Source organism: Alicyclobacillus sacchari (assembly GCF_004366795.1).
GTDB lineage: Bacteria > Bacillota > Bacilli > Alicyclobacillales > Alicyclobacillaceae > Alicyclobacillus > Alicyclobacillus sacchari.
Window position 1 is genome coordinate 172,395 of the sequence record NZ_SORF01000005.1, and the last position, 16,281, is coordinate 188,675.

Genomic DNA, 16,281 nt, shown 5'->3' on the forward strand with positions numbered 1-16,281 from the left:
ATCCGCGATCGTCACGAATTCCAAAACGGCGCTTCGCGCCCCCGTAAAGTATATTGGATATGCGCGAATACCTCACGCGTCGCGGCGCGAAACTCCTGACGGGAGGATGGCGCCCCACAGCCACTCGCCTCGATGCCGAGTGTGCGCGCAACCGCCAATGCTCGCGGCAAATGGTAGTCGGACGTAATAATGACGGCCGTCCGATACTGTAGTTTTTCCATGAGGGCTTGGCTGTTCTTCAAATTTTCCCAGGTATTACTGGACCAGCGCTCCTCGTGAATCAATTGCGCAGGCACGCCGTTCATCATCAAAAACCGCTTCATCGACGACGATTCGCTCACCGTCTCGTCGTCGCCGCGACCGCCGCTGACGATGAACGCCTGGATATAACCATGCCGGTACAGGTGCAGCGCCGTACGCAACCTGGACAAAAGAGGCTTACTCGGGTGGTAGCCATCCGTATAAGCGCCTAACACAATGCCGACGTCGCTCGGTATCGGGCGCTCGCGCAACCCCTCGCGACGCAAATGGTGTGCAAACCGTTCGATGAACATCGAAGTGCCGCACAGTGCGATCACGACCGCAAACAGCGCGAGCAAGAGCCAAACGAACACATCCGTCACCCCCCTGCGAGGTGAACATGACAAAGTCTCCCTTCACCATACGCGCAGGGGTGTCACTCTAGACCGAACCGCAAGCTCGAAATGCAAAACAGGCTGTTTCCCCGTGAATCAGGAGACAAACAGCCTGTTGCCTTGCACGCGGGTTACAACCTCATTCGAGAAAATCCTTCAATCGCTTGCTGCGACTTGGATGACGCAGTTTGCGAAGAGCTTTGGCTTCAATCTGACGAATGCGCTCACGAGTGACGCCAAACACCTTGCCTACCTCTTCAAGCGTCCGCGTGCGGCCGTCATCTAAGCCGAAACGCAGGCGCAACACATTTTCCTCGCGCTCAGTCAACGTATCGAGGACGTCCTCCAATTGTTCTTTTAACAACTCATACGCAGCCGCATCTGCCGGGGCCGGTGCTTCGTCATCCGGGATAAAGTCGCCCAGATGGGAATCGTCCTCCTCGCCAATGGGCGTCTCCAAAGAGACGGGCTCCTGGGCAATCTTTTGAATTTCGCGCACCTTGTCAGGCGTCAAGTCCATCTCTGCGGCAATCTCCTCCGCAGTCGGTTCACGACCCAGTTCCTGTAAGAGTTGACGCGAAACGCGAATCAATTTATTGATGGTCTCAACCATATGCACTGGAATACGGATGGTTCGCGCCTGATCCGCAATCGCGCGCGTGATGGCCTGGCGAATCCACCACGTCGCATATGTGCTGAACTTATAACCCTTGCGATAGTCAAACTTTTCAACCGCCTTGATCAGCCCCAGGTTGCCCTCTTGAATCAAGTCCAGGAACAACATGCCACGGCCGACATAACGCTTTGCGATGCTCACGACAAGACGGAGATTGGCTTCGGCCAACCGGCGTTTTGCCTCTTCGTCGCCGGCTTCAATCCGCTTTGCCAATTCGATTTCTTCTTGGGCCGACAAAAGTGGTACCCGGCCAATTTCTTTTAGATACATGCGAACCGGATCGGAAATCTTGACACCGGGAGGCATGGAGAGATCATGCAAATCATAATCTTCTTCACCGCCGTCCTGTTGGCTCGGATCTCCATCGCGCTCATTTACGACATCGATACCTTGTTCCGCAAGTTGCTCAAAAAAATCGTCCAAAGCATCCGCGTCCTGGTCAAACTGCGCCAACCGATCCGAAATTTCTTCATATGTCAACGATCCTTGCTTTTTACCCAGTTCCACCAGTTGCTGTTTTGCAGCTTGAAGGGTCAAGCCCTGATCTTCCTCGCGGACTTCATCTTTTGCCTTCGCCATAGTTCCCCGCCTCCTTTACCCCAAGTTCACTCCGCGTGAATCGCTCGGGGCTGCTTCAGTGTTGCAATCTGGTCCTGAATCCGTTCCACTTGCAACTTTATCTCTGTGGATTTCTCTTCATCACCGCCAGCTTCCACTTCGATCCACTGTCTAAGCAGACTTCTGTGCAGCTGCTCAAGCCGGTGCAATTCCAACGCACGCAGATAATCGTCCAACAGGGCTGTGGAAAACTCCGGCACTTCGTAAAAGAACAATGACGAGGCAAAGTGAGCCAACGACTCATCCTCCAGTTGATCTACGAAGGCGGACGGCGATCCGTCCGGATTCTCCAAACGCCATGCGTACAGATTGGATAACAAGGCAGTCTGCAACGGCTCGGCCAGTTCGGTCAAGCCCTTCTCCATAAGGTACGCGGCCGCCTCAGGACTGAACAGCACCGCCTGCAACAACCTCACACTTGCCTGTTGTTCCGCGCGCGCCAGCGGCTGCGCCACCGTCTTCAAACCGCTCGCTTCTCGTCCGAAAGTACGGCGCCTAGATTGTTTCGAGAAGGTTCGCAGTTCCTCCTTCAATGTTTCGACAGAGAGGTTAAATTCCTGTGACAAATTTCGCAACTCGTACTCTTGCTCGACTGGCGTGGCCCGTTCTGCGAGAATCCGCAGCGCCTGACGGACAAACTCGGTGCGTCCAACCGCGCTCACCAGCTGCGCGCCCTGCCTGATCTCATCGAGTAAAAATTGCACGACGGACAGCGTATTTCGGCTCAACAGGCGTGCAAATGCCGCACCGCCGTGCGCACGAATGTATTCATCCGGATCCATGCCATCCGGTATCCGCAACACGAGTGGCGATATGCCGACTCCTTCCAGAATGTCGATTGCCCGCACGGTCGCCTTGCGTCCCGCCTGATCTCCATCGTATGCGATCACGACTTTGTCACAGTCCGTCTTGAGCAGATGCGCCTGCTCCTCAGTCAATGACGTCCCCAAGGTCGCCACGCCGTGTTCAATGCCCGCCTGCCGTACCGCGATGACATCCATGTAACCTTCAAGTAACAGCGCTTGCTTCTCTTTGCGGATGGCCTTTCGCGCAACGTGGTATTGAAACAACAACTGACTCTTGTGGAACAGCTCATACTCAGGCGAGTTGAGGTACTTAGGCTTCACGCCCGCATCCATGGCTCGCCCGCCAAAGGCCACAACCTGCCCCTTGCGATCCGCGATTGGGATCATGACGCGCCCACGAAAACGATCCGAGACCACCGATCCAAGCTCGATGGCCAGCCCGCATTCGACTAACTCCGATTCCGTGAAACCCTTTCGCTTCAAAAATGGAACAAGAACGTTGCCTGGCTTGGGCGAAAAACCCAATTGATACAACGCGATGGTCGTTCGTGAAATTCCTCGCGAAAGCAAGTAATTCAGGGCTTGCACACCAGCATCTGTATTCATTAGAATGTGGTTGAACACTTTTGCAGCCAGAGCATGTGCTTCGCGAAAGCGCTCCAACTTTGGATTCGATGTGATGTGCCTAACGCCAAAATTTGCGGGCAAAGCGATGCCTTGCCGCTCAGCGAGATATGCAACAGCTTCAGCAAACGGCAATCCCTCGATATCCATAATGAAGCGAAATACGGTACCACCGGCTCCGCACCCAAAACAATGATACATTTGTCGTTCCGGTGACACAGAAAATGATGGGGTACGCTCGTTGTGAAACGGACAAAGTCCTGTCAAAGAGCGGCCGTTTTTTCGCAATTGGACGTACTCACTGACCACTTCTACGATATCAACCTGTTGACGCAGCGACTCTAGGAACGAATCGGGTACGTTCACCACGGCACCCCCAATTCGGTGCGACTGGAATTCAGTACGTCGAATGTTCCTTGCCTTTCGGCTTATATACAGTTATTCTACAAAGTAAGACACTTTCCTCCTATCTGATCAAAGTTTATCGTTTCCAAGCTGGGTAAAGGCAGGACACCTCTTCACGACGCGACGAACGACCGTGTCCGTTCGCGTTCAAGACAAACCTAGTATCGACGCATTGAGACAAATTTATCCTCTTCGATGTCCCGCAATCAGTGTATGGTTTGACAAATCCACTTATGTGTGCAATGTGGCCGAATTTCACTTTTGTTATCAATCCAATCGTAAAGATCGTATGATTTGGTCCAGTACGTCTTTTGCCTTGCCATGCAGACCTGCGAACTCGCGCAATTGATGTGAGAGAATGGCGTCGAGTGAACGTCTCGTCGGTGGTGAAACTTGAATCCGCCCCAAACGTCGTACGTCCACTTCCGTAAACGCGGTCAGCAAACGCCCAGTTCGCTCCGGAACGACGAATTCTGCAGATCTGTCCACATCGCGTCGACAGGGACCACAGACGAGCCCTCCCTCGGTCATGTGATAGGCCGCTGGCGGGACGAGCGGTCCCATGCAGCGAATGCATCTCTCCCAATTTGGACTGGCGCCTAGCCAACTGCAAATTTTTGCTTCGTATACGCGTGCCAGGAGATCGGGCGGCGTCTCGTCACGCAACTCCAGTGCATCGAGCACAGCTGAGAATTGGGTAAACATTGCCTTAGGCGCATGCGGGCGCTCCGGTGTGGACACAAGAGCGAGATCGCAAAAATAGGCGGCATACGCCGCCGCTTCGATATCCTCGTGCAGCCGTCGGCGGCTCGCCGTCAGCTGCACTTGCCGAATATCCCCCATCCCGTGACCCTGATATAGGAAATAAGTTCCCTGTGCACACAAGCGCGTTCCGGCCGCCAAACGACTCTGCGGTTTGAGCGCGCCTTTGGCCATCGCCGATACGAGACCGGACGGAGTCAAGAGCGTGACGATGGCACTATGTTCCCCGTAGCGAACCGTTTTGACGACCACCGCGTCCGTGTTGTACAGCAACGTTTCTCCAACTCCCAAATCGGCTGTCAAGATGGAGGGAAATGCGACTCCTCTGCGAGCTCGACGTCGTTCGCCACACGAACGTCGTCGCCTGTGAGATCCGCCTGCTCGCAGGCGCGGTACAACAAATATGCGTCGATATCGCCTGTGAGCTCGAACATTTGCCACGTGATGTCACGCAACAGGATCGTCTCCTTTCAAGCTCTCCTGGGCTGCATTTCCGAACGCCTTTAGTTTTCCGCGCCAACGGCCTGCTATACCCTGCCGAACTGTATCACACATCCTGGTCAAAGCCGAATTGGCGCAGTAGCGCCGGGCGGTTGCGCCAATCTCGTTTGACCTTAACCCATAGCTCAAGATAAATCCGATTCCCCAACAGACCTTCGAGTTCTCGTCTGGCCATTTCACCCACGCGCTTCAACATCTGACCTTGTTTTCCAATCAAAATGCCCTTTTGACTATCCCGTTCCGTGTAGATGGTCGCATGCACATGCAGCGTATCGGACGCCCGCCGCTCCATGTGTTCAATCGCGACCATGACCGAGTGTGGCACTTCCTCGCGCGTCAACATCAGCACCTTTTCGCGGACGATCTCGCTGATGATGAAGCTCTCCGGATAATCCGTGACCATATCGTCCGGGTAGTATTTGGGACCCTCCGGCAAGCGCGCTTCGATCAACCTTGCGAGCAAATCTGTTTGTTCTTGGCGCAAGGCCGACACTGGCACATACTCATCAAATGACCGCAAAGCTTGAAAAGCCGCGATCCTCTCCAGTATCAGTCCCTTCTCGACCGCATCCGTCTTGTTGATCACAAGAAAAACCGGTGTGCGCACGCCTTCCAGCTGCTTGATGATCTCTTGTTCCGCCGGGTGCACGGCAGACGTCACGTCGACGACAAACAGGATTAAATCGACTTCGCTCAACGTCTGCAGCGCCATATCGACCATCACTTCACCGAGACGGTGATGCGGCGTGTGAACGCCAGGGGTATCGATGAAGATCATCTGCGCGGTTTCCGTAGTCAGGACGCCGCGAATCCGATTGCGCGTGGTCTGTGGCCGATTCGACATAATGGCAATCTTCTGGCCGACAAGCGCATTTAACAAAGTTGACTTACCGACATTGGGACGCCCTACGATCGCGACAAATCCCGATTTAAACGCCATGTTCATCCCCCTTTCGCCTGCGTTTGATCACAGCTTGCTGACGATGCGGCCAACAGCGAAACGTCCACACTACAATTAAGCCGGCGGCAGCCATGCCGGCACCCACAGGATGGCGCCCGGTGAACAACCAAAAATGCCACGGCCAGAGGCTCACCACCAACCAAACCGCCAACGCGATGGCGCCGATCGACACGCACGTCACAGCTCCAGACGCGACGTCTTTCGCCACTCCCGCCACGACATGATGCCGCCACTGTGATGCAATGTCGACAGCCAGTTCAATTGCCGTGTTGAACAACTCGGCGGCAAACACGCACATGGCGACAAACATCGTCAAAGCGACATCGCGCAAGGGCGGCCGCAGCACGAGTTCGACTGCGCACAGCAGGGTGAATAGCCAAACGTCGCGTTTGACGTTCTGTTCGGTGTGAAACGCGTATACTACACCCTGCAAACTATACACGACAGCCCGCGCAAACGGCTGTGCCACTTGCAAGTCCGAGTCGTGGCGGTTCACTTCGCCCTCGTGCATGTCGATCGCCCCAATCTTTGTCAACCGCGCGACAAACCGATGGTCTGCAGGATTTCCTCCTGCAGCCCAAACATTTCGCGTTCATCTTCCGGATCAGCGTGATCGTAGCCATTGAGGTGAAGAAAGCCATGCACCAACAGGAACGCCATCTCGCGTTCCAAAGAGTGGCCGTACGATTCGGCCTGCGCTTTAGCCGTGTCGATACTGACGACGATGTCGCCGAGCACGGGCAACTCGCCCTCGGGCAGCGGCGTTTCTTCGCCTTCGAGCATCGCAAACGAAAGTACGTCGGTCGGCCTGTCCACCTGTCGGTACGTTCTGTTGAGCTCATGAATAACTTCATCGTCAACGAACAACACCGATACCTCGCCCATGATACCAAGGCGATCCGCGGCCGCCGTCAAAACCCGTTCCACGAACGACTGCGGATCCTTTCCGGCATCCGACCAAGGCCAATCGACCTCGCATTCGACGCCGATGGCGAGTTGATGTTCCGCCGTCATTTGGCCACTTCCTTCCGCAGTTTATCGATATCCGGATATTCAATCCGAGAGTGGTAGATGCCTTTGAGCGTCTTCATGAAGGCGCCGACCATCGCGTCGAGATCCTGCAGTGTCAAGTCGCACTCGTCCAACTGCCCATCCTGCAGGCGATCCCGTATGATTTTGCGGATGACGCCCTCCACCCGGTTCGGCGTAGGACGCGCCATGCTGCGCACTGCCGCTTCCACAGCGTCGCAAATCATAATGATGGCGCACTCACGCGTCTTGGGCTTGGGACCGGGATAGCGAAAATCGTCCACCTTGACGGTACCGTTCTTATCTTGCTCTTTCGCCTTGTTATAAAAGTACCACAAAATGGTCGTCCCGTGATGAGTGGCACAAATGTCCTGAATAGGTTTCGGTAGGCCTGCCTGTTTGAGCATCTCAAGACCGTCGCTGACGTGCGACGTAATGATCAAATGGCTCAAACTTGGCGCCACTTTTTCATGCGGATTGTCTTTCGTCATCTGGTTTTCGACGAAAAACATCGGCCGCTTTGTTTTACCGACGTCATGGTAGTAAGCACCGACCCGGCAAAGCAGCGGATCCGCCCCGACCAATTCAGCAGCCGCCTCGGCTAAATTGCCAACGATCAAACTGTGGTGGTAGGTTCCAGGCGCTTCCAGCAATACCTTGCGCAACAGTGGATGATTCGGGTTGGACAACTCAAGCAATCGAATGGGAGTCAACAACCCAAATGCCGATTCGAAGAACGGCAGAATGCCCATCGCCAGGATCGCCGCAAAAATGCCATTGAGGGCGGCGAGGCCCACGTGCAGCGACAGCGAGTGTAAATCGGTACTTCGGTTGGCCTGCAACAAATACAGTGCAAGCACAGAGCCGATATTCATCAACGACACGAAAAAGCCTGCCCGCATAAACGTCCCGCGACTCGTCACGCGAGCCACGCTGTACGCGCCGACAAGCGAACCGACAAATCCATAGAAGACAAAGTCGTAGTTAAAATTCAGGGCTGCGCCCAACAAAAACGAGAAATAGAAGGATGCCACCACCGCCAGAGACGAATCCATCATGACGGTAATCAGCATCGCACCTAAAGAGATGGGCAATAAATAGGCAATCGAATTCGGGCCGCCGGCCGCGATGATCCATTTCGTCACCGAAATCAAAATCGACATCAGAACAAAAACCAAGCCGAGGATGCCAAGCAGTAAATTATCAACCCTCCGCCGCGGCGCCCGCCTTTCGATGTAGGCGGCGAGCATGCCCACGGACAGCGCGACAAACAGCGCGAATCCAACCGCGATACCGACACTGGGATACGAAGAATACAGCCCGACATCTCGCAATTTGCTGATGACGTCTTGCGTGACGATACCGTTTTTTGCAACGATGATATCACCCGCGTGAATCAATACGGGTTGCACAGACAGGGCTGCCTGTTGCCTGGCCGCCGCGGTCGCCTGCGCCTGATAGATCATGTTAGGCTTGAGAACACTGACTGCAACATTTTGCACAATCAGCGCGTCGTCGTGATCAAGGCCCAGATTGAGATTCAATATCTGTCGGTCGACCAGCAGCGTTGCCTGCTGCATCGACTCTTGATAAAACGGCGCGTCGAGGATTTCCTCGACAACCCGTTCCGTGTCCCGCTCCAGAACCGTCATCTCTGCCGGCGTATGCGTGAGTAAACGCACTAACGTCGCCTGGCTCACTCCAGCTGGGGCAGCGTTGCGCAATTGTTTGAGCTTGTCCGCGTCGGAGAGCGACGAGTCCGATACGGCCTGCATCGCCGCTGCAAATAGAATATCGACACGGTTGACCGCCTGCGTCAAAACTGCGGGAGATTGCGCATACTGCTTGGGAACTTTGCTCTCCGCCGCTTCCTTCTCAGCTTCCGTTGCCGCCGTATCCACGGTCGTCGTCGGCGAGACGATGGTTGTTGGACTCGTCTGTCCGACGGTGAAATGGTATCGAGGCGGCAAAATGCTGCCGACGAGAATCGCAAACATGGCGAGACCGAGTCCGATGTATATCCATGTGCGGATCCGGTGGTTCTGCCGGAACTTTTCATCGTCGAGAAACTGGCGAATGGCCTGTCCCCATCCTGAAAAGACCATACCATGTGCTCCTTAGATGTGAACTATCGCGGCAGGTTGCTGCCGCCGGGTACACGGCGGCTCAGCTATTCGCGCTCTGGAGGGCGGCGTACGCATCGATGATCTTTTGTACAAGATGATGACGTACGACGTCGCTTGCCGAAAACGTGTGAAACGCGATGCCTGAAATACCTGTCAGCACTTGCTGGGCATGCAATAACCCCGACTGCTTGCCGACAGGTAAGTCGACCTGCGTGACGTCCCCTGTAATCACCATCTTCGAATGAAAGCCCAGCCGCGTCAAGAACATCTTCATCTGCTCGACGGTTGTGTTCTGTGCCTCATCGAGAATGACATAACTGTCTTCCAGTGTCCGTCCGCGCATGTAGGCGAGCGGGGCGATCTCGATATTGCCGCGCTCCAGCGCACGCTGCACCTGTTCCATACCGTAAATGTCGTACAGTGCATCATAGAGCGGGCGCAGGTACGGATCGACCTTTTCCTGCAGGTCTCCTGGAAGAAAGCCCAGTTTTTCGCCCGCTTCGACAGCCGGACGAGTGAGAACAATGCGTTTTACTTCCCCTCGTTTAAGCGCCATGACAGCCATGGCCACCGCCAGGTACGTCTTACCCGTCCCCGCGGGGCCCACGCCAAAGACGATGTCGTTCTTCTGGATGGCATCGATGTAGCGGCGTTGACCCAAGGTCTTGACGCGAATGGCCTTGCCTTTGAATGTGACACCAATCTCCGTGGTATACACGTCGACAACACTGTCCAGTTCATCGGCGTTTGCCATTTGAATGATATATCGATAATCTGCTTCACCCAGCTGCATACCGTGGCGCACAAGCGTCGTCACTGTACTGCAAATCGCCTGCAAGCGCGCAACTTCATCGTCCGCACCCGCAAACGCAACCTCCGTTCCACGCGCGATAACCTTCGCCGAAGACGCCTGACTGAGCAGGTGGATGAGCAGGTCGTTCGGCCCGAGTACTTTTACCGCCTCTTCATTCGTCGCAAATACCCACTTCTTCGTCGCTGTCTGCTCGGTCAACCGTCAACCAACCCCCGTCTTCAGCCTTGCGTTTGCGATGTGTTGTTGCCCGCTTCCGGCGCTGGCGCAGGAATCGGCGCCGGCGCACCAATGTCCTGTTCGACCCGTGTCAATATGGTCTCGTATAGAGTACCACGCTCGACTCGTTCGTGTAAAACGGACTGCCCCAAGACGTGGCTGTCGCCGCCAGCTTGCGTCGCCACGTCGCGTTCCGCTGTGAGAAGCGCCTGTCGCTTCGCAGCTGCCACCGACTGAACGACTGCCGATGGCGATGCCTCATACAGCGTTGCGCGCTGCCACTGTATCGGTAACACAAACTGCCCGATGTGCCACTCCGTTCCCTCGTCACGCTCGTAAACGGCCGTGAACTGAGGTTCTTTAAAGCCCCACACGCGCAAGCGCAAGGAGCCTACGCACAGATAGTCGCGGGTCGTGGTTTCCCCCGTCAACCCCTGCTGGATCATCGTGAGCGGAATCGTGACGTTCGATGTATACCAAACTTCACCCAACACTTTCCCGGACGCTGGCACATTGGGCTCGCCTTCGGCCAGAACGCCTGAAATCAGCACTTGGCCTGGACGCACAAATTGGTTGGGCTTGACGATGGGCCGGCCACGCGTAGCCTGCACGTTAAGAATGACGGCCGGACGCGTGGCGACGACGTTGTGTGGCTCTTCCGCAGCGGCCCGCGAGCCTGCGATCTTCGGAATCGCGCGGATTGTCGTGACCGACCCAGTTGTTTGCACGCCGATCCAAACAAAGTTGCTTGCGTGCTTGAGCATTTCTTCGGCAAGGACAGCGGGTTCGGCGAGGCGCGATCGCCATTGCCCCACATATACTCCAGCGTCGTGCGCGGCGGATCGCAATTCGGCCACACCATCCTCATCCGCAGCCCCTTGGATATCGATCCGCCAAATGACAGACGACATGGCGTACATCGCACAGACAAAGACCATGGCGCCAAGCGCGAACGCCTTGCGCCGCCATAGCCGCCGACGCCAGAAAGGTGCACCGTGGCGGGCCTCAATGCGAAACTTGACGCGGTGCTGTCGGCAAACCTGGTACACGGTCGGAAAAGCGCGCAAGCTCACCGTGACGACGGCGTGATCGCGCCGGACCCGCACGTCGCGTAACGTGATCCCGCGCCGCTGCAGGTCTGCGATACAGCGGCTGATCTCAACGCCGCGCAACGCGAGTGTCAGCGAGCCGTACCAAACCCACTGAATCGGCGTCTCGCTCATAAACTCGCGCCCCCTTGCGACTGATACTCAATCTGGGCGACGCGCCCCGTAACATGAATCTCGTGCTCTGTGACTAACGTCACCTCAAATGCCTGACCGCGCACCCACAGCGTTTGACCGCCGAGATCGACCGCGATGCACGAATCGCCCACTTCGATCAGCCCATCCGCACCTTCGACGATTACCTGCGATCCGCCGATGCATGTGACGCGCGGCACGTTCAGCAGCGCGTCGGCAGGCAGGTTCAGCACCTCACTGGCGCGCTTGCGAATCCGCGTCTTCCATCCTGGCATGGCCAACTCCTCCCCTTGCATGACTATGCTCGTCTTGGGTCGGCTAACACCTGGATGTGCGAGCTTCGTCCACCACTGGACGCCAACGAAAAAAAACAATCGCCCGAACGGCAGATACCCGCCATTCGAGCGATCTCTCACGTCTGTTTCATTTTTGTACAGGCAAACAACCGAGTGTCCGATCACGCGAGCAAACTCTGAACCACCTGTTGCACAAGCCGACCATCGGCGCGGCCCCGTACCATCGGCATCAGTTCAGCCATCACTTTGCCCATGTCGGACTTGGACGATGCGCCCACGCGCTCGACGACCTCTGACGCCAATGCGCGCAACTCATCTTCGCTGAAAGGCTCTGGCAGATACGATTCGAGAATAGCTATCTCCTCTTCCGCCGTCTCAGCCAAATCCGTTCGATTCGCATCCTGGAACGCCTGGAGGGAATCTTTGCGCTGCTTAACCTCCTTCTGAATGACGCCAACGACGTCATCGTCGGAGAGCGGATGCCCGAGTTCGATCTCCCGGTTCTTCACCGCGGACTTGACCATACGAATGACGGAAAGCCGCACCTTTTGCTTCTCTTTCATGGCCTGCTTCAAATCGTCATTGAGACGATCAAGTAACCCCATGGAACGTCCTCCTGGCCATCCGAATGATCAGAAGCTGCGGCGCTTTTTGCGAGCAGCCTCGGCCTTTTTCTTGCGTGCGACGCTCGGCTTCTCGTAGTGAGCGCGCTTGCGCGCTTCAGCCAAGACGCCGTCGCGAGCCGTCGCCTTCTTAAAGCGGCGCAGGGCGCTGTCGAGCGACTCGTTCTTGCGCAGACGAATTTCAGACATCGAATTCCCTCCCTCCAGCGATGCATCAGACAATCGTAATTATAGTACAGCGAAAAAAAGCTCGTCAAACGAAAGCATGGCCCCACTCGTGTCCGCATACGGTTGTCCTAGAACAGGAGAGATAGCCATGTGGACTCATACTATCGCGACGATACTCTCCATCGTCGCCTTTCTGGGTGGACTGCGCGTCATGCGCAGCGGCCTGACGGGCCTTGCTCAAGGCGCCCTGACAAAATGGCTGCAGCGGCTTGTGGCGACGCCCTCGCGGGGCATCATCACGGGCGCCGTCGCCACGGCGATACTGCAAAGCAGCGCGGCCCTGACCGCGATCGCCGTCGGCCTCGTCGCCGCCGGCAGCATTACATTCCCGAGCGGCCTCGCCGTCGTCCTTGGCGCCAACGTCGGATCGACCATCACGCCGCAATTGCTAAATCTCAATCTTTGGGGCATCGTATTGCCTGCACTCATCGCCGGTATCATCCTGGCATGCACGCGCAAACCGAAGCTCCTACGCCTCGGTGAGGGCCTCGTCGGCTTCGCCTGCATCTTCATTTCACTGCAGGCGTTAAAAACATCCCTGGCGCCCCTGGCGGCGAGCGCCTGGTTTCATGCCGCACTGCTCCACGCCGGCACCCGGCCGCTGTTGGCCCTTGCCATCGGATGCGGCCTGAGCGCCATGGTTCAGTCTTCGACCGCGACCACGCTCATCGCCATGGCCCTTGCCGGTGACGGGCTGATCCCCGTCACCGGCGGCATCGCGATCGCGCTTGGCGCCAATATCGGCACGTGCTTGACATCTATCATCGCCGCCATCGGCACCATTCGCCCGGCACAACAGGTCGCCTTGGCCCACGTGCTACTCAACGTGTTTGGTGTCCTCGCGTTTGTCCCATTGCTGCAACCGTTCACGCACCTAATGACGATGACCGCCAAAGATCCTGCACAAGAGATCGCCAATGCAAATACGGCATTCAACCTGTTGTGCACGCTCATCGTCTGGCCGTTCACGCGCCAGTTTGCGGCGCTCGTCGAAAGGCTGTTGCCTGCGGACTGAAGTTACGGCAACAATTTCCCCGCTGCGGACGTGCCGAGCCGATCTGCCCCGAAGCGCAACAACAACTTCGCCGCTTCGGGGGTGCGAATGCCGGCAGAAGCCTTCACACCGGCCCGGCCTCCGACCGCCATCGTCATCGCCGCGACATCTGCGACCAAAGCGCCACCCGCGTGAAACCCTGTCGATGTCTTGACGAAGTCCACACCCGCCGCGACAGCGACCATAGCGCCTTTGATGACCGCGTCGATGGGAAGCGCGCTCGTCTCGAGAATGACCTTGACGACCGGAGGCGCCGCGAACTGGCGCGCCGTGTCAACCACGGCGCGAACTGCCTCATACCAAGTCGCGAGATCCCCCTCGACAAGCGCCCCAACAGGTCCAACCATGTCGATCTCGACAGCACCGCTCGCCACCGCGTCAGCCACCTCAAAGCGCAGGGCGCCTTGGGTCGATGTGCCGTGCGGAAAACCGATCACCGTGCACACGCGCACCGCCTCATGGCCGATGAACCGCTTTGCCAGCGCCACATGGCGTGGGGAGACACACACGGTTGGCCATTTGCGGCGGATCGCTTCCGCGCACAGATTTTGCACGTCGATCTCGCTGGCCTCCGGACGCAACAACGTGCTTTCGATGGCAGTTCGCACAGCTTCACCGTCAGGCTCTGGGCGAGGCAGAGAAACCTCGCCGGCGGGGAACCCTTGCACTTGCGGCAACGTATGCCGCAATTCGTCGCGGCAGGCCGCCACAAGTTGGGCAAGCGTTGGTCGCGCCTTGGCAAACACCGCATCCACGTCGGACATCGGTGCGGCGAGCGGCAGCTTTCGGAACTTCTCCTCAAAGCCGCCATCTCGCCAGTGCAACACCGCCTCGGCCTTGGCAAAGGCGAAACTCCAATTGGCATATCCGCGTTCGTCGTGACGCGTCTTTGCCTCATCCCATGGCAAGAAGTAAGCGGCATTCACTTCTTCAACTTGGTGCACGGGCGAGTCGTCGCCCTCGGCCTCTAGCAGGTAGAGGCGAACCTGTTTGCGCACCGGGCTGCCATTGCGCTCAATCCGGTACTCAATCCGCCCAATATCGCCAATGATGCGCGCTCGCACGCCAGTCTCCTCGAAGATTTCACGAACCGCTGCCTCTTCCCACGTCTCACCAGGCTCCAGATGGCCTTTCGGAAAGGCAACCTTGCCGTACGCATCGTCAATCATCAATACCTCGCGGCCTTGCCTTCCCTGCCGAACGACCAATCCGCCTGCAGCCCGCTCGATCCGCTCGCTCACGATGTCAACCTCCCGTTTACACTCGCCGTTGTGGCATGATGCTCGTCGTCCGCAGACGTCAGTTGCTCGACGAAGTGCCCTTGTTGCACACCCGAGCCCGTTTCCGCGACGCGCACACGAATCAGTTCGCCCACCAGCGATTCGAGGGGCATGCCCTCTGGTGCGCGAAACGCCACGCGCAGGTAGTTCCCGGCATAGCCGACGAGCATGCGCCCTTTCTCCGGATGTGCCGCAAACGCCCGCCGCGTCTCTTCGTCTGCCGAAATCACCGGAGACTCTGCGATGACGTCGAGATGGCGCCCGACAAACCGACTTGCATACGCCTCTGCGAGGCGCTCGGACAGTTCGATCATGCGTGTCACGCGGCCGTGTTTCACGTCTTCCGCAACCTGATCGCCAAACTTTGCCGCCGCTGTCCCCCGCCGCTGTGAATATGGAAAGACGTGGATCTGTGAGAAGCACTGCTCCTCGACGAAGGCGTAAGTGTTCTCGAAGTCGTCGTCGGTCTCGCCCGGAAATCCAACGATGACGTCGCTGGTGATGGCGAGATCGGGTAATGCTCTGCGCAGTTGTTCGAGCTTTGCCGCATATTCGGCGACAGTATAATGGCGGTGCATGCGGCGCAGCACAGCGTCGCTGCCAGCTTGCAACGGAATATGCAAATGATTCACCACTTTTTGCGAGCGGCCAAGCACATCGATGACGTGATCGTCGATCTCGCTCGCCTCAATCGAACTGATACGAATGCGAAACGGCAGTTCGATACGCTCCAAGTCGGCCAGCAGATCTGCCAACCTGTACCCTTCAAAGTCCGTGCCGTAACCACCCGTATGAATTCCGGTTAAGACGATTTCGCGATATCCTGCCTGCGCCAGCTTGGTCGCCTGTGCGATGACGTTTTCCGGCTTGCGGCTGCGAATCAGGCCGCGTGCCCGCGGGATGATACAAAACGTACAAAAATTGTTGCAACCGTCCTGGATTTTCAGATTTGCACGCGAGCGCTCTTCAAAATACGGGACGTCCAGTTCCTCAAAGGCGTCCGCCTTCATGATGTTGCCGACACTCTGGTACGGATGCTGTTCCCTTTGCACGCGCTCGACGTGATCGACAATTTTGGACTTCTGGTCATTGCCAATAACCAAATCGACCCCCGCGATCCGGGCCACTTCATCTGGCGCCACCTGCGCGTAACAGCCGGTGACGACGACCACCGCATCGGGATTGGTCCGTACCGCGCGGCGAATCACCTGGCGGCTTTTCTTGTCGCCCGTATGTGTGACCGTGCACGTATTGACCACATACACGTCCGCCTTTTCCTCAAAGGGCACCTGTTCATAGCCGCGGTGCTTAAACACCTGCCAGATGCCTTCTGTATCGTAAAAATTCACTTTGCATCCGAGTGTGTGAAACGCGACCGTTGGCATT

17 protein-coding genes are annotated in these 16,281 nt (G+C 56.9%); 1 reads left to right on the forward strand and 16 read right to left on the reverse strand.

Going from position 1 to position 16,281, the window contains the following annotated elements; all coding sequences use genetic code 11:
- Positions 1-11: 11 nt before the first annotated feature.
- The 14 genes from C7445_RS07065 to rpsU all read right to left on the reverse strand — a co-directional run bounded on the left by C7445_RS07065 (position 12) and on the right by rpsU (position 12,522).
- The gene (locus C7445_RS07065) at positions 12-614 is read right to left on the reverse strand and encodes a YdcF family protein (protein ID WP_243835024.1); all 603 of its coding nucleotides are present in this window, start codon (positions 612-614) and stop codon (positions 12-14) included.
- Between the two features lie 160 nt (positions 615-774).
- A complete protein-coding gene (gene rpoD, locus C7445_RS07070; protein ID WP_134159378.1) occupies positions 775-1,890 on the reverse strand; it encodes an RNA polymerase sigma factor RpoD in 1,116 nt (371 codons plus the stop codon).
- A gap of 26 nt (positions 1,891-1,916) precedes the next feature.
- A complete protein-coding gene (gene dnaG, locus C7445_RS07075; protein WP_243835025.1) occupies positions 1,917-3,725 on the reverse strand; it encodes a DNA primase in 1,809 nt (602 codons plus the stop codon).
- A gap of 306 nt (positions 3,726-4,031) precedes the next feature.
- On the reverse strand, positions 4,032-4,799 hold the full coding sequence (recO, locus tag C7445_RS07080; RefSeq protein WP_243835026.1) for a DNA repair protein RecO: 768 nt from the start codon (positions 4,797-4,799) through the stop codon (positions 4,032-4,034).
- A gap of 26 nt (positions 4,800-4,825) precedes the next feature.
- A complete protein-coding gene (locus C7445_RS07085; protein ID WP_134159380.1) occupies positions 4,826-4,981 on the reverse strand; it encodes a YqzL family protein in 156 nt (51 codons plus the stop codon).
- 92 nt (positions 4,982-5,073) lie between these two features.
- Positions 5,074-5,967 (reverse strand): GTPase Era, encoded by an 894-nt coding sequence (era, locus tag C7445_RS07090; protein WP_134159381.1) that lies wholly within the window; start codon positions 5,965-5,967, stop codon positions 5,074-5,076.
- The gene (locus C7445_RS07095; protein WP_166669046.1) at positions 5,957-6,499 is read right to left on the reverse strand and encodes a diacylglycerol kinase; all 543 of its coding nucleotides are present in this window, start codon (positions 6,497-6,499) and stop codon (positions 5,957-5,959) included. The genes era and C7445_RS07095 overlap by 11 nt, the downstream gene beginning before the upstream one ends.
- 20 nt (positions 6,500-6,519) lie before the next feature.
- Positions 6,520-7,002, reverse strand: coding sequence for an rRNA maturation RNase YbeY (ybeY, locus tag C7445_RS07100; RefSeq protein ID WP_134159383.1), 483 nt, complete (start codon positions 7,000-7,002; stop codon positions 6,520-6,522).
- The gene (locus C7445_RS07105; protein ID WP_134159384.1) at positions 6,999-9,122 is read right to left on the reverse strand and encodes an HD family phosphohydrolase; all 2,124 of its coding nucleotides are present in this window, start codon (positions 9,120-9,122) and stop codon (positions 6,999-7,001) included. The genes ybeY and C7445_RS07105 overlap by 4 nt, the downstream gene beginning before the upstream one ends.
- 61 nt (positions 9,123-9,183) lie before the next feature.
- Positions 9,184-10,155 carry a PhoH family protein gene (locus C7445_RS07110; protein ID WP_134159385.1) on the reverse strand — a complete coding sequence of 324 codons (972 nt, stop codon included), beginning with the start codon at positions 10,153-10,155 and terminating at the stop codon, positions 9,184-9,186.
- A 20-nt stretch (positions 10,156-10,175) separates the two neighbouring features.
- Positions 10,176-11,396 (reverse strand): sporulation protein YqfD, encoded by a 1,221-nt coding sequence (locus tag C7445_RS07115; RefSeq protein ID WP_134159386.1) that lies wholly within the window; start codon positions 11,394-11,396, stop codon positions 10,176-10,178.
- The gene (locus C7445_RS07120; RefSeq protein ID WP_208320858.1) at positions 11,393-11,689 is read right to left on the reverse strand and encodes a YabP/YqfC family sporulation protein; all 297 of its coding nucleotides are present in this window, start codon (positions 11,687-11,689) and stop codon (positions 11,393-11,395) included. The genes C7445_RS07115 and C7445_RS07120 overlap by 4 nt, the downstream gene beginning before the upstream one ends.
- 182 nt (positions 11,690-11,871) lie before the next feature.
- Complete coding sequence (locus C7445_RS07125; RefSeq protein WP_134159388.1) at positions 11,872-12,315, reverse strand: GatB/YqeY domain-containing protein; 444 nt, start codon at positions 12,313-12,315, stop codon at positions 11,872-11,874.
- Between the two features lie 27 nt (positions 12,316-12,342).
- On the reverse strand, positions 12,343-12,522 hold the full coding sequence (gene rpsU / locus C7445_RS07130; protein ID WP_134159389.1) for a 30S ribosomal protein S21: 180 nt from the start codon (positions 12,520-12,522) through the stop codon (positions 12,343-12,345).
- 127 nt (positions 12,523-12,649) lie between these two features.
- Between rpsU and C7445_RS07135 the strand changes: the two genes are divergently transcribed.
- Positions 12,650-13,576 (forward strand): Na/Pi cotransporter family protein, encoded by a 927-nt coding sequence (locus tag C7445_RS07135; RefSeq protein ID WP_134159390.1) that lies wholly within the window; start codon positions 12,650-12,652, stop codon positions 13,574-13,576.
- A 2-nt stretch (positions 13,577-13,578) separates the two neighbouring features.
- Here the strand turns inward: C7445_RS07135 and deoC are convergent, their stop codons facing one another.
- On the reverse strand, positions 13,579-14,856 hold the full coding sequence (deoC, locus tag C7445_RS07140; RefSeq protein ID WP_134159391.1) for a deoxyribose-phosphate aldolase: 1,278 nt from the start codon (positions 14,854-14,856) through the stop codon (positions 13,579-13,581).
- Positions 14,853-16,280 carry a tRNA (N(6)-L-threonylcarbamoyladenosine(37)-C(2))-methylthiotransferase MtaB gene (gene mtaB, locus C7445_RS07145; RefSeq protein ID WP_134159392.1) on the reverse strand — a complete coding sequence of 476 codons (1,428 nt, stop codon included), beginning with the start codon at positions 16,278-16,280 and terminating at the stop codon, positions 14,853-14,855. Before mtaB ends, deoC begins: the two co-directional genes overlap by 4 nt.
- Between the last annotated feature and the right edge of the window lies 1 nt (position 16,281).

Excerpts from the sequence above, each read along its gene's own strand:
- C7445_RS07120 (WP_208320858.1), bottom strand. The coding sequence starts at position 11,689 with ATGCCAGGATGGAAGACGCGGATTCGCAAGCGCGCCAGTGAGGTGCTG.
- era (WP_134159381.1), bottom strand. The coding sequence starts at position 5,967 with ATGGCGTTTAAATCGGGATTTGTCGCGATCGTAGGGCGTCCCAATGTC.
- C7445_RS07095 (WP_166669046.1), bottom strand. The coding sequence starts at position 6,499 with ATGCACGAGGGCGAAGTGAACCGCCACGACTCGGACTTGCAAGTGGCA.
- ybeY (WP_134159383.1), bottom strand. The coding sequence starts at position 7,002 with ATGACGGCGGAACATCAACTCGCCATCGGCGTCGAATGCGAGGTCGAT.
- C7445_RS07135 (WP_134159390.1), top strand. The coding sequence starts at position 12,650 with ATGTGGACTCATACTATCGCGACGATACTCTCCATCGTCGCCTTTCTG.
- mtaB (WP_134159392.1), bottom strand. The coding sequence starts at position 16,280 with ATGCCAACGGTCGCGTTTCACACACTCGGATGCAAAGTGAATTTTTAC.
- C7445_RS07105 (WP_134159384.1), bottom strand. The coding sequence starts at position 9,122 with ATGGTCTTTTCAGGATGGGGACAGGCCATTCGCCAGTTTCTCGACGAT.
- C7445_RS07125 (WP_134159388.1), bottom strand. The coding sequence starts at position 12,315 with ATGGGGTTACTTGATCGTCTCAATGACGATTTGAAGCAGGCCATGAAA.
- C7445_RS07115 (WP_134159386.1), bottom strand. The coding sequence starts at position 11,396 with ATGAGCGAGACGCCGATTCAGTGGGTTTGGTACGGCTCGCTGACACTC.
- rpsU (WP_134159389.1), bottom strand. The coding sequence starts at position 12,522 with ATGTCTGAAATTCGTCTGCGCAAGAACGAGTCGCTCGACAGCGCCCTG.
- rpoD (WP_134159378.1), bottom strand. The coding sequence starts at position 1,890 with ATGGCGAAGGCAAAAGATGAAGTCCGCGAGGAAGATCAGGGCTTGACC.